The organism is Patulibacter brassicae (genome assembly GCF_033949425.1).
Classification (GTDB): domain Bacteria; phylum Actinomycetota; class Thermoleophilia; order Solirubrobacterales; family Solirubrobacteraceae; genus Patulibacter; species Patulibacter brassicae.
On record NZ_JAXAVX010000001.1, the window covers coordinates 41,098 to 63,993 of the forward strand.

The following is a 22,896-nucleotide window of genomic DNA, read 5'->3' on the forward strand; positions in this document are numbered from 1 at the left end:
GCGCCGTGGACGCCGCCGACCTACGGGAGGTCGAGCGAGGGCAGCTGGGAGGGGTCGCTGGGCACGGTCGTCGGCGTCGTGGTGGCCGGCGGCTGGCCATCGCCGTCGTCCCCGAACACCCCCGCGACGAGCAGCGCCGCCACGACCACGAGCACGAGCAGGATCGCCGGCACGCCGAGCTGGCGGACGACGACCGCGACGGTCCCGGCGGGCCGGGCCGTGATCGCGCCGCCGCCCTCGACGGTGGCCGGCGAGACCGGGGGGCTCGGCTGCCGCTCGTCCCACGCCGACGCCGCGTCGTCCTGCGCCCACGCGTGGTGCTCCTCGTCCGGGACCGGGTCGCTGAACGGCTCCTCGTCGGGCTGGACGCGCCAGGCGGTCGTCGGCGCGTCGTCGCGCGGCTCGGGCGGGATCGGATCCTCACGGCGCGCCGGGGGGACCGGCTCGGGCTCGGACGCGGGCGGCTCCTCGCGCGGCGGTGCCGGCTGCGGGGCGACCTCGCCGGCCTCCGCGCGGGCGGCGTCGACCTCGGCGGGCCGTCGTCGTCGCCGAACCGGGGGCGCCTCGGGCTCCGCGTCGCCGCGGGAGGGCACCAGCGGGCGGCCGGACGGTCCGCGGCCGCCACCGCGCCGGGAGCGCGCGGGCGTGCGACGGCGCGGTGCCGGCGGGACGGGATCGGGCTGCGGGAACCCGGGGGCGGGGACGACGTAGCCGATCGCTTCGGGGCCCAGCGGGTCCGCCGGCGACGCGATCGGGACGCCGGGGCCGCCGTCGTCCTCCGCCGGACGATCCCCGTCGACGGCCTCGAACTCGTGGGTCCAGCCGTCGTCCCAGCGACCGGCGTGCGCGACGACCTCGTCGTCGACCGGGGTCTCGGGCGGCTGCTCGGTGAACGACTCCTCCGGACCGAGGTCGTCGTCGGAGCGCTCGACGCCGCCGTAGGGCGTCGGCTCCGCGTCCTCGGGCTCGGGGTCGGTCGGCTCGCCGGCCGGTGCGGTGCCGGGCTCCAGCGGCGACGGGGACCCGCTCCCGTGCTCCTGCGCGTCGACGTCCGCGACGGGCGGATGCGCGGCCGGGTCGACCGGCTCCTCCACGGTCGGTCCGGGCTCGGTCGCGGCCGGGGCGGCCTCGTCCGCGCCGAGCCCGGACGCGACGACGTCGGTCGGCTCCTCGGGCTCGGGAGCGGCCTCCGCGACCGGGGCCGCGGTCCCGGCGGGCGGATCAGCGGGGGGCGCGACGTCCGGCTCGGGGTCGGGCGCGACGTCGGGGTGCGGCTCGGGCACGTCGAGGCCCTCGGGCGCGTCCTCGATCGCCGCCGGCGCCTCCTCGCGCGGTGGCGTCGCGTCGGCCGCCTCCGGCTCGTGGCCCTCGGCGTCGGCCATCGCCTCGTCCGCCGCCGGCGCCTCGACGGGCGCGGGGGGCTCCACCGGCTCGGGGGCGGCCTCGTCGGCCCCCTCGGGCTCCGCCACGGCCGCCACGAGCGGCGCCGCCGCCATCGTGCTGACGATGACGCTCGCCTCGGTGGCGTCGGGCGTCGCCGCCGTCGCGGTGCGGTAGCGCTCCTCGGCGCGCGCGAACGCGTCCTGCAGGGCGCGGCAGTCCGGGCAGCGGCGCAGGTGCCGGACGAGCCGCTGCTCGTCGCCGACCGACAGCCGGCTCTCGATCCACGCGACGAGCAGGCGCGGCATGAGCTCGCACGCGCTCGTGCGGTGCTCGGTCAGCTCCCGCCCGAACGGCCGGTACGGGTTCTCCGCGTGCCGGGCCGCCGCGTGGCGGGTGGCGTGCAGGAGCGTCGCCTCCGGGTCGATCTGCCCGGTGTCGTCCGCTCCGCCGACGGCGAGCCGGAAGGCGGTGAAGGCCTCGGCGGCGGCCTGCAGGGCGTGGTCGGGCGCGGCGACCTCGTCGCCGTACGCGAGGACCCGTCCTCCGCGGCGCTCGACGAGGAGCGCGAGCACGAGCGGGTCCGCGTCGCGGATGCCCTGCGGGGTCACCCCGCCGGACGAGGATGAAGACCTAGCGCTCACCGATCAGCGCAGGTTAGTGACTCGGGTGGACCATCCGTCCGCCCGCGGGGACGTCATCGCGACCCGCGCGGGCCGAGCGCGCGTACGTGGTCGACCGCCCAGCCCGCGTGGTAGCGGCGCCCCGGCGCGGCACCGGCCAGCGCGCGTCCTCCGGCCCCGGCGACGTTGCAGGCCGCGACGGCCGCCGCGCGACCCCACCCGCGGCGGCGCCCGATCCAGCGGTACGTCGCCGCGAGGGACCGGCGACGGCGCGCGTCGCCCCACGCGGCGGCCGTGGCGGCGCTCACCTCGTGGAGCACCTCGGCGTCGGGCACGTAGCGCGTCGCCCAGCCGGCTTCGCGGGCCCGCCAGCACAGGTCGAGGTCCTCGGCGTACATCCACATCCGCGGATCGAAGCCGCCGATCGCCCGCCACGTCGCTCCGCGGACGAGCAGGAGCGCGCCGTGGGCCCATGCGACGCGGCGCTCGAGCGCCGGGTCCCACGATCCCTCGAGCGTCAGCTGGCGACGCAGCCGCGGGCTCCGCTCGACCAGTCCGAGCGCGAAGGCGGCGCTGAAGCGGACGGTGGGGAAGGGGTGCACGCTGTGCTGCACGGCGCCCCCGGGCGTCACGAGCCGCGGAGCGAGGACGCCCGCGCCCGGGTCGCGCTCCGCCGCGTCGAGCAGCCGCCGGAGGGCTCCGGGGCGCACGGCCACGTCGGCGTTGGCCACGACCACCCACGGCGCGTCCGGTCGTCGCCGCGCGCCGACGTCCGCCGCGGCGCCGAAGCCGAGGTTGGCGGACGAGACGACGACGTCGGCGCCCGCGCGGCGCGCGACCGACGGCGAGTCGTCCCCCGAGGCGTTGTCCACGACCGCGACGGTCGCCAGGCCGGAGGCGACGTCGGGCGCCAGCGCCCCCAGGCACCGCTCGAGCAGCTGGGGCGTGCGGTAGGAGACGACGACGACGTGGACGGGCGGGCTCACCGCTGCGGCAGCCAGCGCTCGACGCCGTCCACGAGCCGCGGGGCGACCGCGCCGTCGGCCTCGAGCAGGTCGAGGTGGCCGACGACCTCGGAGATCACGAGGTACGCGGACTTCAGCGCGACGTCGCCCCACATCCGGCGCCCGATCTCGAACGCGGTGGCCCCCTCGGGCGGCAGCAGGCCGTGGATCTTCGCCTTCCGGCGCTCCGTGGCCCGCGCGCGCTCGGCCACGAGCGGCGCGACGTCGGTCACCGGCGGGCCATGACCGCCCACGACGACCTCGAGGCCCATCCGGGCGGTCGCCGACAGGCTCGCCTCGTAGCGCGGCAGGGTTCGCACCCGGTCGTCGGCGGTCGGCGCCTCGTCCCGCCACAGGCGCTCGGGCTCGCACGCCATGAGCGGATTGGAGGAGATCGCCTCGAGCAGGTGGTCGCCGCCGATCGCGAGCCGTCGCGCCTCGTCGACGAAGATCGTGTCGGTCATGCTGTGACCGGGACGGTGGTGGACCCGCAGCGTCCGGTCGGCGAACTCCACCGTCTCGCCGTCGGCGACGGTCCGCCCGACCGGGACCGAGGGATTGGCGAACGCCGCGTGGGCGCGCTGCATCGGCACGAGGGCCAGGACGACGTCGGTCGGGACCCCGTGGCGCTCCATGAGCGCCCCGGTGAAGCGCGTCTCCCGCCGGAAGAGCTCGTCGGCCCGCTCCATCCGGGGCGCGAGCGCGTCGAGGACGACGAGCTCGGCGCCCGAGCGGTCCAGGACGATGTCCGTGAGGCCGAGGTGGTCGGCGTGCTCGTGGGTCAGGAGCACGCGCTCGAGGTCCTCGATCCGGCGGTCGCGGGCCGCCAGCCCGCGCTCGAGCGCCACGAGCGCCGCGGCCGTGGCGGGGCCGACGTCGACGAGCGTCAGCGGATCGTCCTCGACGAGCCAGCAGTTGACGTCGCCGACGGGGAACGGCGTCGGCAGCTCGATCGGGTGGACGCCCGCCGCCGCGGCGAGGGGGTGCCCGGGGCCGTGATCGGGGGCGCTCACGAGCGGATCAGCCCGAGGACCTCGTCGCGCCGGCGCTCCATGTCCTGCGCCGAGACGAGCGACTCGAGGCAGAGCCGCAGGAGGGGCTCGGTGTTCGACTTGCGGACGTTGAAGTGCCAGTCGTCGTAGTCGATCGACACGCCGTCGACGTGCGTGATCGTCGCGTCGCCGTAGCGCGCCTCGATCTCGGCGATCTTCGCGTCGGCGTCCTGCACGGTGGAGTTGATCTCGCCGGAGATGAAGTACTTCGCCCGGTACGCGCCGACGAGCTCGGAGAGCTTCGCGCCGCGCTCGGAGAGCAGCTCGAGGATGAGCAGCGCCGGGATCGTCCCGGAGTCCGCGCAGGAGAACGCCTCGAAGTAGTAGTGGCCGGAGACCTCGCCGCCGAAGATCGCCCCCGTCTCGCGCATCCGCGTCTTGAAGAACGCGTGGCCGACGCGGTTGATGAGCGCCGTGCCCCCGGCCGCGGCGACGACGTCGGCCACCGCCCGGGACGCGCGGCAGTCGTAGAGGATCGTCGCGCCCGGCTGGCGCTCCAGGAGGGCCTCCGCGAGCAGCGCGGTGAGGAAGTCGCCGTCGACGAAGGCGCCGGTGTCGTCGATGAAGAAGCAGCGGTCCGCGTCGCCGTCCCAGGCGATGCCGAGGTCCGCGCCGGTCGCGCGCACCTTCTCGATGATGAACTCGCGGTTCTCCGGCAGGAGCGGGTTGGGCTCGTGGTCGGGGAAGTTCCCGTCCGGCGTCCAGTAGGCGGTCTCGAGGTCGAGGCCGAGACCCTCGAGCAGCGGGCCGACCATCGGACCCGCCATGCCGTTGCCGCCGTCGACGACGACCTTCAGCGGCTGGACCTTCGCCGGGTCGATGAACGCCAGCGCGGCGGCCTGGAACGCCGCGTAGACGTCCTCCTCGGTCACGGCTCCGGGCGTGGCGGCGGGGTCCTGCGCGAGGAACGCCTCGTCCTGGGCGAGCTTGCGGATGTCCTGGATGCCGCGGTCGCCGGACAGCGCCAGCGCGCCGCGCTCCACGAGCTTCGCGCCCGTGTAGGCCTTCGGGTTGTGCGAGGCGGTGCACATGAGCCCGCCGTCGAGGCCGCGCGAGCCGACGGTCCAGTAGAGCATCTCGGTGCCGACCTGGCCGACGTCCAGCACGGAGGCGCCCTCGCGGACGATGCCGTCGCGGTAGGCCCGCGCGAGCGTCGGCGCGGTGAGGCGCATGTCGCGTCCGAGTCCGACCTGGACCTCGGCGACGGGCTTCTCGGCGAGCTTCGCGATCACGTGCGCGAACGCCCGGCCGATCGCGTGGGCGACCTCCGGCGTGATCTGCTCGTCGGCGAGGCCGCGGACGTCGTAGGCCTTGAAGATCTCGGACGGGACGGACATGAGGGCCGGATCCTACGGTGCCCCGACCCGGGCCCGTCGGCGGGGGCGGGCCGGGCGCTCCGACCGCCGGTAGCAACTTCGGATACCGATCGGTATCTTGACGGCAGCCGTCCCGTCGGGACGGCACGGAGGAGGACCGATGCCCCAGCCGCAGACCACCGCCGATCGCGTCGCGCAGCTCGCGCAGCCGCTCGAGCTGCCCCGTGGCGGCGCCCTGCCCAACCGGATCGCGAAGAGCGCGCTGAGCGAGCAGCTCGGCGACCGCCGCGGCGCGCCGTCGCCGGACCTCGTGCGCCTCTACGAGCGGTGGGGTCGCGGCGGCGCGGGCCTCGTCGTCACCGGCAACGTCATGGTGGACCGCCGCCACCTCGGCGAGCCCCGCAACGTCATCGTCGAGGACGACCGCGACCTCGCCGCCCTCCGCTCGTGGGCGTCGGCCGCGAAGGCCGGCGGTGCCCGCGCGTGGGTCCAGATCAACCACCCCGGCCGCCAGGCGATGTGGTTCGCCGGCGGCACGCGGCCCGTCGCACCGAGCGCCGTCGGCGCGAGCGTCCCGGGCTACGTCCGGCCCCGCGAGCTCACCGAGGGGGAGATCGGGGAGATCGTCGCCCGCTACGCCACGACGGCGGCGGTCGTCGCCCGTGCCGGCTTCGACGGCGTCCAGCTCCACGGCGCCCACGGGTACCTCATCTCGCAGTTCCTCTCCCCGCGCTCGAACCAGCGCACCGACGGGTGGGGCGGCGACGCCGAGCGCCGCCGGCGGTTCGTGCTCGAGGTGCTGCGGGCGGTCCGCGCCGCGGTCCCGCACGACTTCCCGGTCGGGATCAAGCTGAACTCCGCCGACTTCCAGCGCGGCGGGTTCACCGAGGAGGAGTCCGCCGACGTCCTCGCCGCGCTCGCCGAGGAGGGCATCGACCTCATCGAGATCAGCGGCGGCACGTACGAGGCGCCCGCGATGATCGGGCAGGTCCAGCGCGAGAGCACGCGGCAGCGCGAGGCGTACTTCCTCGAGTACGCCGAGACCGTCCGCGACCGCGTCCCCGGCGTGCCGCTGATGGTCACCGGCGGGTTCCGCGGCCGGGCGGCGATGGAGGACGCCGTCGGATCGGGGGCCTGCGACGTCGTCGGCCTCGGCCGGCCCCTGGCGCTGACGCCCGACGGACCCGCCGGGCTGCTCGACGGCTCGCTGGAGCGGCTGCGCGACGCCCAGCCGCGGATCGGCGTGCGGACGCTCGACGGCGCGATCGACCTCTACTGGCACACGCGCCAGCTCCACCGGCTCGGCGCCGGGGGCGAGCCGCACCTCCGCGAGCCGGCCTGGCGCACGCTGCTGGCGCTCGGCGTCGACAACGGCTGGGGCGCGCTGCGGCGCAAGCGCGGCTGATCCTCGTCGGGCCGGCCGGCTCAGCCTGGATCAGCCGCGCGCGGCGCGCCGCAGCGCCGGCACGACGTCCTCGGTCAGCGGCCCGGCGTGGCCCGGCACGACGATCCGCGGGCCGAGGTCGGCGAGCTTGCCGATGCTCGCCGCCGCCTGCGCGCCGTCGTGGTTGTAGGCGGCCTCCGGCACGGCCGGGTCCTGCGGGCGGCCGAGCATGCTCGTCATGTAGAGCGCGTCGCTCACGAGCGCCACGCCGTCGGCCTCGCGCCAGAGGCCGATGAGGCCCGGGGCGTGGCCCGGCAGCTCGACGACGCGGAACCCGGCGATCTCGTCGCCCTCGCGCACCGTGCCGGCGATCCTCACCGGGCCGCCCTCCCACGAGCGCCACATGAGGAAGCGGTGCAGGACGTTGATCGGCAGCGGCAGGTCGCGGAGGTCCCAGTAGTCCCGGTGGCCCCCGGCCTCGGCCGCGGCGATCTCCAGGGGGTGGCAGAGCACGGGGACGCCGAGGTAGGGCGCCGCGCCGCGGTGGTCGTTGTCGGCGTGCCCGAGGACGACGCGCCGCAGGCCGCCGAGCCGCTCCGCGGCCGCGAGGATCGGCGCCGCCATGCCCCGCTCGCCGGCGTCGAAGAGCACGACGCCGCCGTCGGGGTCCTCGATCAGCACGACGTTCATCGCGTGCTTGAAGCCGCCGCGCAGCAGCCAGACGCCGTCGGCGACGGGCTCGAGGTCGGCGACCGGCGAGGTGCGCCGCGGCAGGGGAGGAGCGGGGGAGGCGGCGGACGGGGAGGCGGACTGCGCGGGCGTCATGCGAGCTCCTCGGAGCGGGGGCACACGGGGCTGGTACCGTCCGGTACCCGCCGGGGCGACCGTACCACGGCCCCGTTCGCCCGATGGCCCCCTCCGACACCGAGACGCCCGCCCCCGACGCCGACCCGCGGCGCCGCCTCCTGCGCGCGATCGCGGTCGTCGTCGACGAGCGCGGCTTCGCCGCCACGACGATCGCGGAGATCGTCCGCGAGGCGCGGGTCTCCAAGCGCACGTTCTACGAGCACTTCGAGGACAAGCTCGACTGCTTCCTCGCCGCCTACGAGGCCGGCAGCGCGCTGCTCCTGCGGCGCCTCGCCGCCGCGGCCCGGCAGAGCGACCCGCCGGCGCCGTGGGACGAGCGGGTCCGGCGGGCGATCCGGGGCTACCTCGACGTCCTCGCCGACACGCCGGCCGCCAGCCGGACGTTCGCGGTCGAGATCCAGGCGGCCGGGCCGCGGGCGATCGCGCTGCGGCGGGAGATGCACCGCCGGACCGCCCAGCAGCTCGTCGCCGTCGTCGAGGCGGCGCGCGAGAGCGAGCCGTCGCTGCGGCCGCTGACGCCGACGATGGCGCTCGCCGCGGTCGGCGCGATGACCGAGCTCGTCGTCCACGGCCTCGCCGACGGCGACGCGGAGGAGCTCCGCGCGCTCGACGACGAGGTGACCTTCCTCCTGCGGGCGATCCTGACAGCGCCCGCTCCCGACCGCCCGCACGACCCCGAGAGGCCCACCGCATGACCACCGACACCCCGAAGGCCGCGATCGTCACCGGTGCCAGCAGCGGCATCGGCCTGGCGATCGCCGACCTCCTCGGCGAGGAGGGCTTCGGCCTGACGCTCGCCGCCCGCCGTCCCGAGAAGCTCGAGGCGGCCGCGGACGGGCTGCGCGCCAAGGGCTACGCGGTGGAGACCGTCGCCGCGCCGCTGCAGGAGGAGGAGGCGGTGAAGGGCGTCGTGGCCGCGCACCAGGAGCGCTACGGGCGCCTCGACGTGCTCGTCAACAACGCCGGCGTCGGCATCGGCGCCAACGTCGGGGAGATCTCGACGAAGCACCTCGACCTGCAGCTGGGCGTGAACTTCCGCTCGATGGTCCTCTTCTACCGCGAGGCGGTCGGCGCGCTGCGCGAGGCGGCGAAGGAGCGCGGCTCCTCGCTCATCGTCAACACGGCGTCGATCACCGGCAAGCAGGGCGAGCCGTGGCTCTCCGTCTACGCGGCGACGAAGGCCGCGGTGGTCAACTGGACGGAGTCGATGCAGAAGGAGCTCAGCACGGAGGGCGTGAAGAGCACGGCGCTCTGCCCGGGCTTCGTCGACACGCCGATGACGGACTTCGTGAAGGAGAGCGTCGCCGCCGAGGAGATGATGACCCCCCGGGACATCGCCGAGTCCGTCCGGTTCCTCCTGCGGCTCTCCCCGGTCTGCTGCGTGCCGGAGATCCAGTTCGTGCGGCCCGGGGCGATGCTCTAGGCGACCGTCAGCGCGGGCGGGCGTGGAGCATCCGCCACGTCCGCCACGCGTCCCGCCACCGGCGCGGTCGCACCCCGGGCCGGTACGCGACGAGGTGCGAGCGCTCGTGCAGCAGGCGGTGCTCGACGAGCCCCGGGGCGGCACGGCCGAGCAGCCGCCGCAGCGGCATCGGCTGGTGGAGCTCGAGCTCGTCCCCGTCGGTGTCCAGGAGGTTCGCCACGACGAGCCCGCCGAGCCCCTCCATCCGGACGAGCACCGCCTCCGGATCCGTGGCGTGCTCGACGACGTCGAACGCGTAGACCGCGTCGAACGTCGGCAGGTCCGCCGGCAGCGCGTCGAGGTCCAGGACGTCGGCGTCGTGCCCGCGGTGGGCCAGGCGCCAGCGCAGGTAGGCCGTCGAGGGGTTGTCGAAGTCGGCGAACGTCACGGCGTAGCCGTCCTCCAGCAGCGAGAGGCCGTCGGAGCCGATCCCGCACCCGAGGTCGAGGACCCGGGCGCCGCGCGGCACGAGCGCCCGGAGCCGCTCGTGGTAGGGCGCCTTGACGCCGGTCATCGCGAACGCCGTCAGGTCGTAGAGGTAGCTCTCCGACGTGCGGTAGAAGCGCTCGGCGTCGTCGACGGCCGCCCACTCCTCCCGGACGCCGTCCTCGTGCCGCTGCAGGCGCCCGAGGTCGAAGCGCTCGCCGAGGTAGGCCTGCAGCTCGGCGAGCTCGCGGTCGGGGTCCAGGGCCACGCCGGGATCGTCGCAGGGCGCGCGCGAGGCCGCCGCGCGAGGCCCGTGGCACACTGCCGCCCGTGACCGCGCCGATCAGCGTCGTGATGCCGACCGGCGGTCGGCGCCCGCTCGCCCGCTCCCTCGCCGCCGCCCGGGCGTCCGCGGCGCCGGTGGGCGGCGAGCTCGTCGTCGCGATCGACGCCGCGGCCGGGCCGGAGGAGCGCGCCCGCGTGGCGGTCGAGGCCGACGAGGCCGGGGCGGGACTCGCGGTCGGGACGAGGCCGGGGGCGTCGGCCACGCGCAACGCGGGCTGGCGGGCCGCGAGCGCCCCGCTCGTGCTGCTCGTCGACGACGACGTCCTGCTCGACGCGGGCGCGGTCGGCGCGCACCTGCGCGCCCACGCCGACGGCGCTCCGAACCGCGCCACGATCGGCGCGCTGCGCTGGCCGTCGGACCGGCGGATCACCGCGTTCGAGCGCTGGGTCGAGCGGGCGCTGCAGTTCGGCTACCACGAGATCGGCCCGGACGGCCGGACCGGCTGGTGGCACCTCTACACCTGCGACTGCGCCGTCCGGCGCGCCGCGCTCGAGCGGGTCGGCGGGCTCGATGCCGAGCGGTTCCCCTTCGGCTACGAGGACCTCGACCTCGGTCTCCGTCTGCACGACGCGCTCGGCGGCCTCGACGTGCGCCTGCTGCCCGACGGCGGCGCCGTCCACGACACGCGGATGACGCTCGGGGAGTGGCGCAGCCGGATCCGCCGGATCGCCCGCGCCGAGCGCACGTGGGACGCGGTCCACCCCGACCACCCGCCGACCCTCGGGCCGCGGCTGCGCGCGGCGGCGGCGGACCCGACGCCGCGCGCCGGTCGCTGGGCGGCGGCGATCGCGGACCTCGTGCCGCCGCCGCTCGCGCGCCGCGACGGGTGGCTCGCGACCCGGGCGGCGATCTGGTGGGAGCACGACCTCGCGGCGCGCTTCGTGGACGAGCAGCGTCGGCTCGCCGCGGGCTGAGCCGGTCCCCCCGGGGCGGCGCGCCTACGCGTCGGGCGCGGTCGTCCCGAGGGCGCGGATCGTCCGCGCCGGGATCCCGCCGGCCATGACGTCGGCCGGCAGGTCGCGGTTGACGACGGAGTTCGCCGCGACGACCGCGCGATCGCCGATCGAGGCGGTGATCGTGCACTTCGAGAAGATCGCCGCGTCGCGCCCGATCCGGATCGGGTTGAAGAGGTACTCCTGGTCGTACCAGGCGCGCGACGTGTCGTCCCAGCCGTGGCGCCCGTCGAAGATCGCCGTGCCCTGACCGAGGCCGGCGCCGTCGCCGATCTCCAGCCGCGTGGTGATCTGCACGAGCGGGGAGTGGGTGAAGCGGACGCGCTCGCCGCAGACGATCTCGGCACCCTGCCCGAGCTCGAACAGCCCGCCGCGACGGATCTCGCCGAACGGCCCCATGACGAAGCGGCCGCCGGCCGGCGCGACGATCCGCACGCCGGGGCCGATCCGGACCGTCGGGTGGATGTCGAACTCGACGCTCGGATGGCGCAGGATGAGCCACCGCCGCCGCAGCCGCGAGAGCAGGTGCGGCAGGCGGAAGTCGGCCTCCTGGGCGAGCCGGAGGTGCAGGCGACGCAGCGGGCTCGTCATGCGGGTCGGGTCGCGGTCGCGAGGAGGTTCGCGCGCGTCAGCCGCCGCAGCGCGGGCACGCGATCCAGGGCGCCGAGCAGCCGCTGCGCGATCCGCGACGGGACGAAGGCGAAGTACACGAGCTCGCCGTGACGGACGTCGACGTCGGCGAAGCCGGCGGTCACGAGCGCCGCCTCGAGCTGGCGCGCCGAGAGCTCGCCGACGTGCATCGCGTGCTCGAACTCGTTGCGCGGGTCGGCCGGCCAGCGGCGACCGCGCGGCCAGAGCCGGCGCAGCCAGCGGTACGTCGCGTCGTAGATCAGCCGGTTCGGCATCGTGTGGACGAGGATCCGCCCGCCCGGCCGCAGGAGACGGCGGGCCTCCACGAGCGCGTCGGCCAGCTCGGGGCCCGTGAGGTGCTCGACGACGTCGAGCATCGCGGCGCGGTCGGCGATCGCGGGGTCCAGGCCGGTCGCCCGGATGTCGCCCTCGCGGAACTCGGCGCGATCGTCGAGGTCGTGGGCGCTCGCGGTGTCGTGCGCCAGGCGGACGGCGTCGGGGGAGTACTCGACCCCGATCGCACGCGGCGCGCCGCGCTTGAGGGCGGCCACGACGAGCTCGCCGCGACCGCTGCCGAGGTCCACGAGCGTCGTGCTCGCGTCGACGCCGAGCAGCTCGAGGGCGTAGGCGTAGATCCCGTCGACGTCCCGGCGCTGCTCCCACGCGTCGGCGTCGCCGCAGCACGTGCGGAAGTACTCCTCGTCGTAGACGGCGGGGTCGACGGCGGGCGGGGTGAGGGCGTCGGGATCGGTCATCGGCTCAGGCGGCCGCGCGACGCCCGAGCAGGTACCCGGCGGCCTCGCGGACGAGCGCGCGCTCCAGCAGCGCGACGGCGGCGACGACGATAGCGGCGAAGGCCGCGATGCGAGCCTCGACGGGCACGTCGAGACCCGCCAGCAGGAGGGCGCCCGCGGTCGCCAGCAGGGTCGGCCCGAGCGCCCGCAGGCTGTGGTCGGTCATCGACAGGCCGGGGAAGAGCGTCCGCGCGATCCAGGCGCGCGCGACGAGGGCCGCCGCGGCGGCGAGCGCGAGCGCCTCGCCGTAGCCGTCGACGCCGCGCCAGGCCAGCAGCGGGACGATGAAGCAGACGAACGAGCCGACCTGGACGAGCGACAGCCCGATGAGCGCCCGCGCGCGACCCCGGACGAGCAGGAACTGCCAGAGGTTCACCCCGACGTGGCCGAGGACGATCGCGATCCCGAACCAGCGGAGCACGGGGATCATCGGCGCCCAGCGCTCGCCGAGCACCGTGTGCACGAGCCACTCCGGGAACAGCGCGCAGACCGCGCCCACGGGCCCCGCCCAGAGCAGCGACAGGCGGTTCGCCTTGCCGAACGCCTCGCGCAGGAGCGGGATGTCGTCGCGCCGGCGGCTGATCGCCGGCAGCACCGCGTCGCCGACCGCGCTGTCGAGCCGCTGCGCGGCGATCGCGATCGTCGACGCGAGCGTGATCGCCCCGACCGCCGCGGTGCCGACGAGCAGCTCCGCCGCGACGATCGAGCCGAGCAGGACGGCGGCCGCCGAGCCCGTCGCCACCGCGACCGGGGCGGAGATCCGCAGCCGCGCGCGCAGGTGCGCGACGTCGCGGGTCGGGCGCAGCGGCGAGGGGCAGACGCGGACCGCGAGCAGCGCCGTGGCCCACGCGCCGACGGCCCCGCCGATGACGAGCGACCAGGCCCCGAGCCCCGCGATCGCCAGCGCGACCATCACCGCGGTGCCGAGCAGCGGCTCGATCGTCTGGAGCAGGCGCAGGCGCCCGAACTGCAGCGCCTTCATCAGCGGCCACATCCCGGACTGCAGGACGATCGCCGGCGCCATGAGGGTCGTGGAGAGCAGCAGCCAGAGCATCTCGACATCGCCGTAGACGATCGCCATCAGCGGCGCGGCGACGACGATGGCCACGGTCAGCAGCGCGTTCACGCCGAGCTCGAGGGTGAACGCCGCCCGGAAGGAGCGGTGCTCGTCGGGGTCGTCGTCGGCGAGGTAGGCCTCGACGATCCCGATCTGCTTCAGCACGCCGGCCGCGCCGATGACGGCCAGGACGCCGCCCCAGAGGCCGTACTCCTCCGGCGAGACGAGCGCGGCGATGAGGACGCCGCGAGCCATCTGCACGACGGTGGCGAACGCCTGGAAGGCGGCGTTCCACGCGACGCCGCGCGTCATCGCGGTGCGCAGCGTGCGGGGTGGGGAGGTCGGGCGCTCGGCGGTCATCGCGGTGCGGGCGCGCGGCCGGGGCGCGCCCGTGGGCGGACGGCGGTCGTCGCGACCGCCGGCGCCCGGCCCAGGCTAGCCCTGGACGGTCGAGTGGAGGACCGCGTGGGGCACGCCGAAGCGCTCCTTGCCCTTGCCGGCGTACATCGTGAAGCGCGCGGGCACGGTCGTGGCGTCGAAGCCGGCGGTCCAGTGCATCGCCTGCCACGTCTTCAGCGTCGGCATCCAGAAGACGACGGCTGAGTCGCGGTCGGCGAGGTAGCGGGCCGAGCGCCACGGCAGGAAGCGGCCGCGCTTGTCGTACTCCTCGGCGGAGATGAACGTCCCGCCGGGCTTCACGAGGTTGCGGATGCGCTCCAGGGCGAGCAGCTGATCGCGGAGGTGGATGAGCACCGAGCCGCAGAAGACGAGGTCGAAGGTGCCCAGCTCCTCCGGCGTGGCGTGGTAGATCGACCGCACGACGCGCTGCACCGTCGAGCCGCGGAGCTCCTTGGCGATCTGGAACCCGGCGCCGCGCGGCTCCTGGCTCATCTCGTGCTCGGCCGGGCGCCGACGGGGCGGCCAGTCGAGCTCGCGCTCGTCGTCGAGGTCCAGCGCGACGACCTCCGCGCCGCGGCGCTCGAGCTCGAAGGCCCAGAACCCGTCCCAGGTGCCGATGTCCAGGCAGCGCTTGCCCGTCAGGTCCTCGGGGATCCCGTAGTGGTGGATGTCGCCGCGCAGGTCGAACCACCCGTCGGTGACGACCCCGGGCGCGAGCTCCAGGGCGTGGTACCAGCGGCGGGAGTCGGCGGCGGTCCGGGCGTCCATCGGCGGGCAGTCTAGGGACCGCCCTGCCCGCCGGGACGGGCCGTGGGGCGCGGGCTCCCCGGGGCGGCCGCTCGTAGACTCGGCGCCGTGCCCGTTCCGAGCCCCGCGCCCGAGCTGCCCGTCGTGATCCTCTGCGGCGGCCGCGGCACGCGCCTGGGGGCCGGTCAGACGCTGCCCAAGCCGCTCGTGGAGGTCGGCGGCCGTCCGATCGTCGAGCACGTCGTGGCGATCTACGCCGCGCAGGGGCAGCGGCGGTTCCACCTCGCCGCCGGCTACAAGGCCGACCTCCTGCGGCAGGCGGTCGCGGCGATCGCCTGGCCCGACGGCGTCGAGGTCCGCTGCCACGACACCGGGCTGGACACCGAGACCGGCGGGCGCGTGCTGGCGCTGCGCGACGCGCTGGCCGGCGAGCCGTTCCACCTGACCTACGCCGACGGCGTGGCGGACGTCGACCTCGCGGCGCTGGAGGCCGAGCACGTCGCGGCGGCCGCGACCGCCACGGTGACCGTCGTGCGCCCGGAGCTGCAGTTCGGCGTCGTCGACCTCGAGGGCGACGGGCGGATCAGCGGCTTCCGCGAGAAGCCGCGCTCCTCGCACTGGATCAACGGCGGATTCATGCGCGCCGAGCCGGCCCTGCTCGACGTCCTCACGCCCGAGGCGGTCCTCGAGCGGGAGCCGCTCGAGCGCCTCGCCGCCGCCGGCACGCTCCGCGGGCACCGGCACGAGGGGTTCTGGGCCTGCATGGACACGTACAAGGACGCCCGCCGGCTCAACGAGCTCTGGGAGTCCGGCGCGGCGCCGTGGGCCGGACCGGCGGTGCCGCCGCTCGTCGACGTCGATCGCCCCGCGACGGGCGCGCCCCGCCCGTGAGGCCCGAGGCGCTGCAGCGACTCGCGGAGCTGCCGGCCGCGGCGCGGGTCCTCGACGTCGGCGGCTGGGCGGCACCGGTCGCGCGCGCGGACGCGGTGATCGACCTGCTGCCGTACGAGACGCGCGGGCTCTACGGCCCCGCCCGGCCGGAGGAGGAGCGCTTCGACGCCGGCAGCTGGGCCCAGGCCGACATCTGCGGGCCGGACCCGTGGCCGTTCGACGACGGCGCCTTCGACGTCGTGCTCTGCTCGCACACCCTCGAGGACGTCCGGGACCCGGTCTTCGTCGCGCGCGAGCTCTCGCGCGTGGCGCGGTCCGGGTACGTCGAGGTGCCCGCCCCGGTCGAGGAGCTCACGCACGGCGTCCAGGGCGACTGGGTCGGCTGGTCGCACCACCGGTGGATCAGCGAGCGCGAGGAGACCCCGGACGGCCCCGGGCTCGTGCTGACGCACAAGCCCCACCTGCTGAGCGAGCCGGGCCGGCACCTCCCGACGGGCGCCCTGGACGGCGTCCCCGCTCCGCAGCGCGTGCTGGCCTGGTGGTGGGAGGGCGCCCTGCCGGTGCGCGAGCAGGTGCACGTCGCGGCCGAGACCTTCGACGCCTGGCTCGACGGCGTCCTGCGCGACGCCGCGGCCGTCGCCGGCGTCCCGGTGCCGCAGCGGCGCCCACCGGGCGATCCCGGTCGCGTCCGACGGATCGCGCGCCGGCTCGCCGGGCGCTGAGCGGGCGGGCGCGTCGCCCGGGTCCGGGGACCGCGCCCGAGGCCGGCGGCAGGCTCCCGGCCGGCGGCCGGACGACGTGGCAGGATCCGCGCCGATGACGGAGCACGGGAGCGCGATCGCCGGCCGGTCGGTGCTGGTCACCGGCGCCTACGGGATGCTCGGCGGCTGGCTCGTGAAGGCCCTGCTGGAGCGCGACGCCGCCCGGGTCGTCGTCCTGCGCCGCGACCAGGTCCGGGCCTCGCTGCTGACCGTCGAGGAGCTCGAGCGCCGGTGCGTCGTCGTGCAGGGCGACCTCACCGACCCCGGGTTGCTGGAGCGCGCGATCGGCGAGCACGAGTGCGACACGGTCTTCCACCTCGCGGCGCAGACGATCGTCGGCACCGCGAACCGCTCGCCGCTCTCGACGTTCGAGGCGAACGTCCGCGGCACGTGGCTGCTCATGGAGGCCTGCCGCCTGCAGGGCGTGCGCCGCGTCGTCGTGGCGGCCTCCGACAAGGCCTACGGCCATCACGCCGAGCTGCCCTACCGCGAGGACCTCGCGCTGCAGCCGCGGTACCCCTACGACGTCTCGAAGGCCGCGACCGACCTCATCGCCCGCTCGTACTGGCACACCTACGGCGTGCCGGTCGCCGTCACCCGGCTGGCGAACATCTACGGGGGCGGGGACCTCAACCCCTCGCGGCTCATCCCGGAGGCGGTCTCCGCCGTGCTCCGCGGCCGGGCGCCGGTGATCCGCTCCGACGGCTCGCCCGAGCGCGACTTCCTCTACGTCGAGGACGCGGTGGCCGCCTACCTGGCGATCGTCGACGCCCTGGACGCGGACGTGCACGCGACCCCGGGCGAGGACCCGGGTCCGGACGCCGTGCGCGGCGAGGCGTTCAACGCCGGCGGCGACCGGCCCTACCGGGTGCTCGACGTCATCGCGGCGATGATCGCCGCCAGCGGCGTGGCGCTCGAGCCCGACGTCCGCGGCGCGGGGGTGCCGGAGGGCGAGATCTCGCGCCAGTACCTCGACTCGACGAAGCTCCGCACCCGCACCGGCTGGGCGCCGCGCGTCGGCCTGGAGGAGGGCCTGCGCCGCACGCTGGAGTGGTACCGCGCCCACCCCGACGCGCTCGGGCGCTGATGGCGCGAGCCGGCCGGGCCGGGCTGGGGGCGACGGGGGCCGTCGCCGAGCGGCCGGACGCGCCCGAGGCGCCGCGATGAGCGCGCCGCGGCCACTGCGCCCGACGCTGCTGGCCCCCGCCTACTGGCCGGAGGTCCGTCGCGGCACCGAGCGGGTGATCCGCCTGCTGGCCGACGGGCTGCGCGACGCCGGCCACCGGCCGCGGCTCGTCACCGGCCACCCGGGCGCCCGCCGCGCCGTCGCCGAGGAGGACGGGCTCGAGGTCGTGCGCCTGCCGCGGCCGCCGGCCGTCCGGGCCGCCGTGTCCCGGGGACGGATCGACGAGCACGCCGCGCACCTCCCCGGCGTCGTCGCCGAGCTCGTGCGGGACCCCGGCGACGTGCTCCACGCGCTCTATCCGACCGACGCCGTCGCCGCGGCGCTCGCCCGGCGCGCGCACCGGCTGCGCGGCCGGCGGGTGCCGCTGGTCGTGTCGAACATGGGCCCGCCCGATCGTCGCTGGGCCCGCGAGCGCCGGGGTCGCACGACGGGACTGGTGACCGTCGCGCGCCGCGCCGACGCGGTGACGACGCTCAGCGCGTTCGCCCGCGACCGCGTCCGGGCCGAGCTCGCGGTCGACTCGCTCGTCGTCGCCCCGCCGGTGGACCTCGACGCGTTCGCCCCGCCCGCCGACGACGTCCGCCACGCCGCGCCGACGATCCTCTTCGCGTCGGCGCCGGAGAGCGACGCCAAGCGCCTCCCGCTCCTGCTGGAGGCCGTCGCGCTCCTGCGCGACCGCGACCCGGCCGTGCGCCTGGTGGCGCAGGCCCCGCGCGATCCGGCCGCCCGGCGGGCGCTCGACGCGCAGCCCGGCGTCGCGACCGTCGACCTCGACGACCACGCCGCGCTGCGCGAGGCGTACGGCCGAGCCTGGGTCACGGCGCTGCCCTCGCGCGACGAGGCGTTCGGGCTCGTCGTCGCCGAGAGCCTCGCCTGCGGGACGCCGGCCGTCGCCTGCGCGGGCGAGGGGCCGGCGGAGATCGTCGTCGACGACGGCGTCGGCCGGATCGCCGCGGCCGCCACGCCGCAGGCGCTGGCCGACGCGCTCTGCGGCGCGCTGCGCCTCGCCGGCGAGGCGGGGGTGCGCGCGTGCTGCCGCGCCGCGGTGCGCGACCTCGGCGTCGACGCCCACGCGGCGCGCTGGCTGGCGCTCTACGAGCGCCTGCTCGCGGACGCCGCGCGCTGACCGGCCGGGCGCGGACGGGACGTCGGCACGCCGCCCGGCGGTACGCTGGAGACCATGGCCGGGCACTCCAAGTGGGCGGGGATCAAGCACAAGAAGGCGATCGTCGACGCGCGGCGCGGCAAGCTCTTCACGAAGCTCGCGCGGCACATCACCGTCGCGGCGAAGGAGGGCGGGGGCGACCCCGTCGGCAACGCGGCCCTGGCGCTGGCCATCCAGAAGGCCAAGGACGCGTCGATGCCCAAGGACAACATCCAGCGGGCGATCGACAAGGGCACGGGCGCCGGCGCCGACTCGGCGAGCTTCGAGTCGGTGCTCTACGAGGGCTACGGACCCGGCGGCGTGGCGCTGCTCGTGGAGGCCCTGACCGACAACCGCAACCGGACCGGCTCGGAGGTCCGCCACCTCTTCTCGAAGCACGGCGGCAGCCTCGGCGAGCCCGGGTCGGTCGCCTACCTCTTCGACAAGAAGGGCGTCATCGCCGTCGACGGCGAGAAGCACGACGAGGACGCACTGATGGTCGCCATCGACGCGGGCGCCGACGACATCGAGTCCGACGAGGGCACGTTCGAGGTCCTCACCGACCCCTCCTCGCTGACCGCCGTCCGCGAGGCGCTCGAGGCGGAGGGCATCGAGTTCGAGCGCGCCGAGGTCGTCTACCGCCCGCAGACGCGCACGCCGATCGACGAGGAGCAGACGACGAAGCTCATGAAGCTCATCGACGCGCTCGACGACAACGACGACGTCTCCGAGGTCCACGCGAACTTCGACGTCGACGCCGAGATCCTCGAGCGCGTGCTGGGCTGAGCCGGCGCGCCCCGGCCCACCCGTCACCGCCGCCCGCGCGCCGGTCGTGTCCGCTCCCGCCGCGCCGCGCGTCCTGGCGATCACCAACCTCTACCCGCCGCACCACCTCGGCGGCTACGAGCTCGTCCACGCCGGCGCCGACGAGCACCTCGCCGGGACCGGCTGGGCGGTCCACGTGCTGACGACGGACCATCGCGAGGCCGGCGCGCCCGCGGACCCGCGGCCGTCGGCGCCGGGGGGCCCGGGCACCGTGTCCGTCGCCCGTGCGCTGCCGTGGTACTGGCAGGACCACGCGTTCCCGCGGCGCAGCGCCCGCGAGGTGCTCGCCCTCGAGCGTCGGGCCCACGCGGCGCTCGACGCCGCGCTGGCCGCCCATCGCCCCGACGTCGTGGCGCTCTGGGCGATGGGCGGCCTGAGCACGTCGCTGCTCGGGACGCTCGCGCGGCGCGGGGTGCCGGTCGTCTCGGTCGTCCACGACCTGTGGCCCCGCTACGTGCACCGCGTCGATCCGTTCGCGCGGCGCCTGCGGCCGCTCGGGCCGCTGGCCGGCCCCGTCGCGCGGCGGCTCGGCAGCGACGCGGGGCCCCGGCCGGCGCCGGTCGCCCGGGCGGCCGGGGGCGCCGGGCCGACGGCGACCGCCCGCCGCACCGCGGCGGCGCTGCGCCGCCGCGTCCGCGGCGAGCTGCCGGTCCTCCCGCCCGGGCCGGTCCTCCTGAACTCCCGCCGGCTGGGGAACGAGCTGCTCGGGGCCGAGGACGCGCCGTGGCCGTCGGGGTGGCGGGTGGTCGCGCCCGGCGTCGCCCTGCCGGACGCGCCCCCGCCCGAGCGGGCGTGGACGGGCGCGCTGCTCTGCCTCGGCCGGCTCGACGAGCGCAAGGGCGTCGACCTGGCCGTCGCCGCGCTGGCGCAGCTGCCCGGCCACCGGCTGACCGTCGCCGGCGGCGGGGACGACCGCGTCGCCGCGGGGCTGCGCGCGCAGGCCGCCGCGCTCGGGATCGACGACCGGGTGACGCTGCTGGGAGCGGTCGGGCGCGAGCGCGTGGCGGCGCTGCTGGCCGCGCACGACGCCGTCCTCTTCCCGGTCCGCTGGTCGGAGCCGTTCGGTCTCGTGCCGCTGGAGGCGATGGCGCACGGCCGGCCCGTCGTCGCCACCGGGGGCGGGGGGCAGGACGAGTACCTGCGCGACGGCGCCAACGCGCTCGTCGTGCCGCACGAGGACCCGGCGGCGATCGCCGCGGCCGTCCGGCGGCTGGCCGGGGACCCGGACCTGCGCGCCCGCCTGCGTCGCGGGGGCCGCGAGACGGCGGCCGGGCTCGACGAGCGAGCGTTCCGCGAGACGGTCGCCGGGGTCCTCGCGGACGCGGCGGCGGGCGGACGTGGCGCGTGACGCCGCCGACCGGCGCACGCGGGGGCGCGACGGCCGCCGGCGGCGGGCGGCGCACGAGATCGTGCGAACATCCGTTCCCGTGCAGGACGTCCGGCCCGATGCGGAGAATGACGGCGTGGTGATCGTCCTCGGCATCGACCCCGGCCTGGCCAACACGGGCTTCGGCGTGGTCCAGCGGCGCTCGCGCGACCTCGTGGCCCTCGACGGCGGCGTCATCGCCACCGGGGCCCGGGAGCCGCTGGCGGACCGGCTGACCCGCATCCACCGCGTCGTCGGCGAGCTCCTCGAGCACTACCGACCCGACGCGGTGTCGATGGAGTCCCTCTACTTCGGGCGCAACGCCACGAGCGCGCTGGCCGTCGGCCAGGCGCGCGGCGTCGCCCTGCTGGCCGCCGCGCAGCGCGGGATCGACTGCATCGACTACACCCCCCAGCAGATCAAGGGCGCGGTCTGCGGTCGCGGGGGCGCGGACAAGGCCCAGGTGCAGCGCATGGTCCAGGCGCTGCTGCGGCTCGACGCCCCGCCGACGCCCGACCACGCCGCCGACGCGCTGGCCGCGGCGATCTGCCACGCCAACCACGCGCCGCTGCGGGCGGCGCTCAGCGCGTGATCGCGCTCCTGCGGGGCACGGTCGTCGAGCGCCGGGCCGATCAGGTCGTGCTGCTGACCGCCGGCGGCGTCGGCTACGCGGTCGGCTGCTCGGCGACGACGCTCGCCGCGCTCCCCGGCAGCGGCGAGGTCGAGCTGCTCTGCCACCTCGCGGTGCGCGAGGACGCGATGACGCTCTACGGCTTCGGCACGCCGGCGGAGCGCGACCTCTTCCACCTGCTCGTCGGCGTCCAGGCGGTCGGGCCGAAGATGGCCCTCGCCGTGCTCTCCGGCGGCACGCCGGACGAGATCGCCGCGGGCATCGCCGCCGGCGACGCCAAGCGGCTCCAGCAGGCGCCCGGGATCGGCAAGCGGCTCGCGGAGCGGATCGTCAGCGAGCTGCAGGAGAAGCTCGCCGGCCACGCGACGCTCGGCGGGGGCGTCGGCGTCCCGGCCGGGATCGGGGACCCGGGCTCGCCCGTCGGCGAGGCGCGCGAGGGCCTCCTCGGCCTCGGGCTGCCGCTGGCCGAGGTCGACGCCCTGCTCGCGGTCGCCCACGGCGAGACCGCGGCGGAGCTCATCGCCGACGCCCTGCGGAGGTCCCGCGCGTGAGCGACCTCGACCCGCTGGGTCGGCCGCTCGGCAGCGGCATCCGCACCCCGGACGGCGCGTCCGCGCGCCTGCCCGATCCCGTCGCCGCGGCGGGGGAGGAGGACGAGGAGCGCTCCCTGCGCCCGCGGACCCTCGAGGAGTTCGTCGGCCAGCCCCACGTCCGCGACCAGCTGTCGATCGCCGTCGACGCCGCCCGCCGTCGCGGCGAGGCGCTCGACCACGTGCTGCTGGCCGGCCCTCCGGGCCTCGGCAAGACGTCGCTGGCGCGGATCCTCGCCGAGGAGCTCGAGGCGCCCTTCGTCCTGACCGCCGGGCCGTCGCTGGAGCGCAAGGCGGACGTCGCGGCGCTGCTCACGGCGCTCGAGCCCCACAGCGTCTTCTTCGTCGACGAGCTGCACCGGCTCCCGCGCGCGCTGGAGGAGACGCTCTACCCGGCGATGGAGGACCGGCAGCTGCCGGTGACGATCGGCCAGGGCCCCGGCGCCCGGGTCGTGACGATCGACCTGCCGCCCTTCACGCTCGTCGGCGCGACGACGCGCGCCGGGCTGCTCTCGCGCCCCCTGCGCGACCGCTTCGGCCTCCAGCAGCGGCTGGAGCCCTACGCGCTGGACGACCTCGTCTCGATCGTCCACCGCTCCGCCCGGCTGCTCGGGCTCGGCGTCGACGAGGAGGGCGCCGCCGCGATCGCGCTGCGCTCCCGCGGCACGCCCCGCGTCGCCAACCGGCTGCTGCGCCGCGTGCGGGACTTCGTCGAGGTCCGCGCCGGGGGGCACGTCACCGGCGCCGCCGCGGGGGAGGCGCTCGATCGCCTCGGGGTCGACGCCCGCGGCCTCGACCGGCTGGACCGCGAGATCCTCGCGGCGATCTGCGGCCAGTTCGCGGGCGGGCCCGTCGGGCTGTCGACGCTCTCGGCGGCGGTCGGCGAGGAGGCCGACACGATCGAGGACGTCTACGAGCCCTACCTCCTGCAGCAGGGGCTGCTGCAGCGCACCCCGCGGGGGCGGACCGCGACCCCCGCGGCCTACGAGCACCTGGGCCTCGCCCCGCCCGGCTGAGCGTCGTGCCCGGGAGGTCGCGCGGATCCCCCGCGCGACCGGGGAG

General features: G+C 76.7%; 23 protein-coding genes. 13 read left to right on the top strand and 10 right to left on the bottom strand.

Annotation, left to right across the window (positions count from 1 at the left end):
• Positions 1-20: 20 nt before the first annotated feature.
• The 4 genes from SK069_RS00210 to SK069_RS00225 all read right to left on the bottom strand — a co-directional run bounded on the left by SK069_RS00210 (position 21) and on the right by SK069_RS00225 (position 5,396).
• On the bottom strand, positions 21-1,991 hold the full coding sequence (locus SK069_RS00210; RefSeq protein ID WP_319952153.1) for a hypothetical protein: 1,971 nt from the start codon (positions 1,989-1,991) through the stop codon (positions 21-23).
• Positions 1,992-2,077: 86 nt separating this feature from the next.
• A complete protein-coding gene (locus SK069_RS00215) occupies positions 2,078-2,989 on the bottom strand; it encodes a glycosyltransferase (protein ID WP_319952154.1) in 912 nt (303 codons plus the stop codon).
• Positions 2,986-4,020 carry an MBL fold metallo-hydrolase gene (locus SK069_RS00220; RefSeq protein WP_319952155.1) on the bottom strand — a complete coding sequence of 345 codons (1,035 nt, stop codon included), beginning with the start codon at positions 4,018-4,020 and terminating at the stop codon, positions 2,986-2,988. Before SK069_RS00220 ends, SK069_RS00215 begins: the two co-directional genes overlap by 4 nt.
• Positions 4,017-5,396 carry a phosphomannomutase/phosphoglucomutase gene (locus tag SK069_RS00225; protein WP_319952156.1) on the bottom strand — a complete coding sequence of 460 codons (1,380 nt, stop codon included), beginning with the start codon at positions 5,394-5,396 and terminating at the stop codon, positions 4,017-4,019. The genes SK069_RS00220 and SK069_RS00225 overlap by 4 nt, the downstream gene beginning before the upstream one ends.
• A gap of 139 nt (positions 5,397-5,535) precedes the next feature.
• Between SK069_RS00225 and SK069_RS00230 the strand changes: the two genes are divergently transcribed.
• Positions 5,536-6,780, top strand: a complete 1,245-nt coding sequence (locus tag SK069_RS00230; RefSeq protein WP_319952157.1) for an NADH:flavin oxidoreductase/NADH oxidase family protein — start codon at positions 5,536-5,538, stop codon at positions 6,778-6,780.
• A gap of 30 nt (positions 6,781-6,810) precedes the next feature.
• Here the strand turns inward: SK069_RS00230 and SK069_RS00235 are convergent, their stop codons facing one another.
• Positions 6,811-7,584, bottom strand: coding sequence for an MBL fold metallo-hydrolase (locus SK069_RS00235; protein WP_319952158.1), 774 nt, complete (start codon positions 7,582-7,584; stop codon positions 6,811-6,813).
• A gap of 83 nt (positions 7,585-7,667) precedes the next feature.
• Here SK069_RS00235 and SK069_RS00240 point away from each other — a divergent pair, with 83 nt between their 5' ends.
• Positions 7,668-8,321 carry a TetR/AcrR family transcriptional regulator gene (locus SK069_RS00240; RefSeq protein ID WP_319952159.1) on the top strand — a complete coding sequence of 218 codons (654 nt, stop codon included), beginning with the start codon at positions 7,668-7,670 and terminating at the stop codon, positions 8,319-8,321.
• On the top strand, positions 8,318-9,049 hold the full coding sequence (locus SK069_RS00245) for an SDR family oxidoreductase (protein ID WP_319952160.1): 732 nt from the start codon (positions 8,318-8,320) through the stop codon (positions 9,047-9,049). The genes SK069_RS00240 and SK069_RS00245 overlap by 4 nt, the downstream gene beginning before the upstream one ends.
• A 7-nt stretch (positions 9,050-9,056) precedes the next feature.
• Here the strand turns inward: SK069_RS00245 and SK069_RS00250 are convergent, their stop codons facing one another.
• Positions 9,057-9,782: a class I SAM-dependent methyltransferase gene (locus SK069_RS00250; protein WP_319952161.1), complete on the bottom strand. Its 726-nt coding sequence runs from the start codon at positions 9,780-9,782 to the stop codon at positions 9,057-9,059.
• A gap of 62 nt (positions 9,783-9,844) precedes the next feature.
• Between SK069_RS00250 and SK069_RS00255 the strand changes: the two genes are divergently transcribed.
• On the top strand, positions 9,845-10,774 hold the full coding sequence (locus tag SK069_RS00255; protein ID WP_319952162.1) for a glycosyltransferase family 2 protein: 930 nt from the start codon (positions 9,845-9,847) through the stop codon (positions 10,772-10,774).
• A 24-nt stretch (positions 10,775-10,798) separates the two neighbouring features.
• On the opposite strand, the gene SK069_RS00260 is transcribed toward SK069_RS00255, so the two are convergent.
• The 4 genes from SK069_RS00260 to SK069_RS00275 all read right to left on the bottom strand — a co-directional run bounded on the left by SK069_RS00260 (position 10,799) and on the right by SK069_RS00275 (position 14,461).
• Positions 10,799-11,404 (bottom strand): acyltransferase, encoded by a 606-nt coding sequence (locus tag SK069_RS00260; RefSeq protein WP_319952163.1) that lies wholly within the window; start codon positions 11,402-11,404, stop codon positions 10,799-10,801.
• Positions 11,401-12,198 (bottom strand): methyltransferase domain-containing protein, encoded by a 798-nt coding sequence (locus tag SK069_RS00265; RefSeq protein WP_319952164.1) that lies wholly within the window; start codon positions 12,196-12,198, stop codon positions 11,401-11,403. Before SK069_RS00265 ends, SK069_RS00260 begins: the two co-directional genes overlap by 4 nt.
• A 4-nt stretch (positions 12,199-12,202) precedes the next feature.
• Complete coding sequence (locus tag SK069_RS00270; RefSeq protein WP_319952165.1) at positions 12,203-13,654, bottom strand: oligosaccharide flippase family protein; 1,452 nt, start codon at positions 13,652-13,654, stop codon at positions 12,203-12,205.
• Between the two features lie 75 nt (positions 13,655-13,729).
• Positions 13,730-14,461 carry a class I SAM-dependent methyltransferase gene (locus SK069_RS00275; protein ID WP_319952166.1) on the bottom strand — a complete coding sequence of 244 codons (732 nt, stop codon included), beginning with the start codon at positions 14,459-14,461 and terminating at the stop codon, positions 13,730-13,732.
• 87 nt (positions 14,462-14,548) lie between these two features.
• Between SK069_RS00275 and SK069_RS00280 the strand changes: the two genes are divergently transcribed.
• The 9 genes from SK069_RS00280 to ruvB all read left to right on the top strand — a co-directional run bounded on the left by SK069_RS00280 (position 14,549) and on the right by ruvB (position 22,850).
• Positions 14,549-15,331 (top strand): sugar phosphate nucleotidyltransferase, encoded by a 783-nt coding sequence (locus tag SK069_RS00280; protein WP_319952167.1) that lies wholly within the window; start codon positions 14,549-14,551, stop codon positions 15,329-15,331.
• On the top strand, positions 15,328-16,053 hold the full coding sequence (locus SK069_RS00285; protein WP_319952168.1) for a class I SAM-dependent methyltransferase: 726 nt from the start codon (positions 15,328-15,330) through the stop codon (positions 16,051-16,053). The genes SK069_RS00280 and SK069_RS00285 overlap by 4 nt, the downstream gene beginning before the upstream one ends.
• Before the next feature lie 94 nt (positions 16,054-16,147).
• A complete protein-coding gene (locus tag SK069_RS00290; protein ID WP_319952169.1) occupies positions 16,148-17,179 on the top strand; it encodes an NAD-dependent epimerase/dehydratase family protein in 1,032 nt (343 codons plus the stop codon).
• 76 nt (positions 17,180-17,255) lie between these two features.
• Positions 17,256-18,404, top strand: coding sequence for a glycosyltransferase family 4 protein (locus SK069_RS00295; RefSeq protein WP_319952170.1), 1,149 nt, complete (start codon positions 17,256-17,258; stop codon positions 18,402-18,404).
• Between the two features lie 54 nt (positions 18,405-18,458).
• Positions 18,459-19,208 carry a YebC/PmpR family DNA-binding transcriptional regulator gene (locus SK069_RS00300; RefSeq protein WP_319952171.1) on the top strand — a complete coding sequence of 250 codons (750 nt, stop codon included), beginning with the start codon at positions 18,459-18,461 and terminating at the stop codon, positions 19,206-19,208.
• Between the two features lie 46 nt (positions 19,209-19,254).
• On the top strand, positions 19,255-20,595 hold the full coding sequence (locus SK069_RS00305) for a glycosyltransferase family 4 protein (RefSeq protein ID WP_319952172.1): 1,341 nt from the start codon (positions 19,255-19,257) through the stop codon (positions 20,593-20,595).
• 115 nt (positions 20,596-20,710) lie between these two features.
• Complete coding sequence (gene ruvC / locus SK069_RS00310; protein ID WP_319952173.1) at positions 20,711-21,205, top strand: crossover junction endodeoxyribonuclease RuvC; 495 nt, start codon at positions 20,711-20,713, stop codon at positions 21,203-21,205.
• The gene (ruvA, locus tag SK069_RS00315) at positions 21,202-21,795 is read left to right on the top strand and encodes a Holliday junction branch migration protein RuvA (RefSeq protein ID WP_319952174.1); all 594 of its coding nucleotides are present in this window, start codon (positions 21,202-21,204) and stop codon (positions 21,793-21,795) included. The genes ruvC and ruvA overlap by 4 nt, the downstream gene beginning before the upstream one ends.
• 38 nt (positions 21,796-21,833) lie before the next feature.
• Complete coding sequence (gene ruvB, locus SK069_RS00320; protein ID WP_406628231.1) at positions 21,834-22,850, top strand: Holliday junction branch migration DNA helicase RuvB; 1,017 nt, start codon at positions 21,834-21,836, stop codon at positions 22,848-22,850.
• The last annotated feature ends 46 nt before the right edge of the window (positions 22,851-22,896 follow it).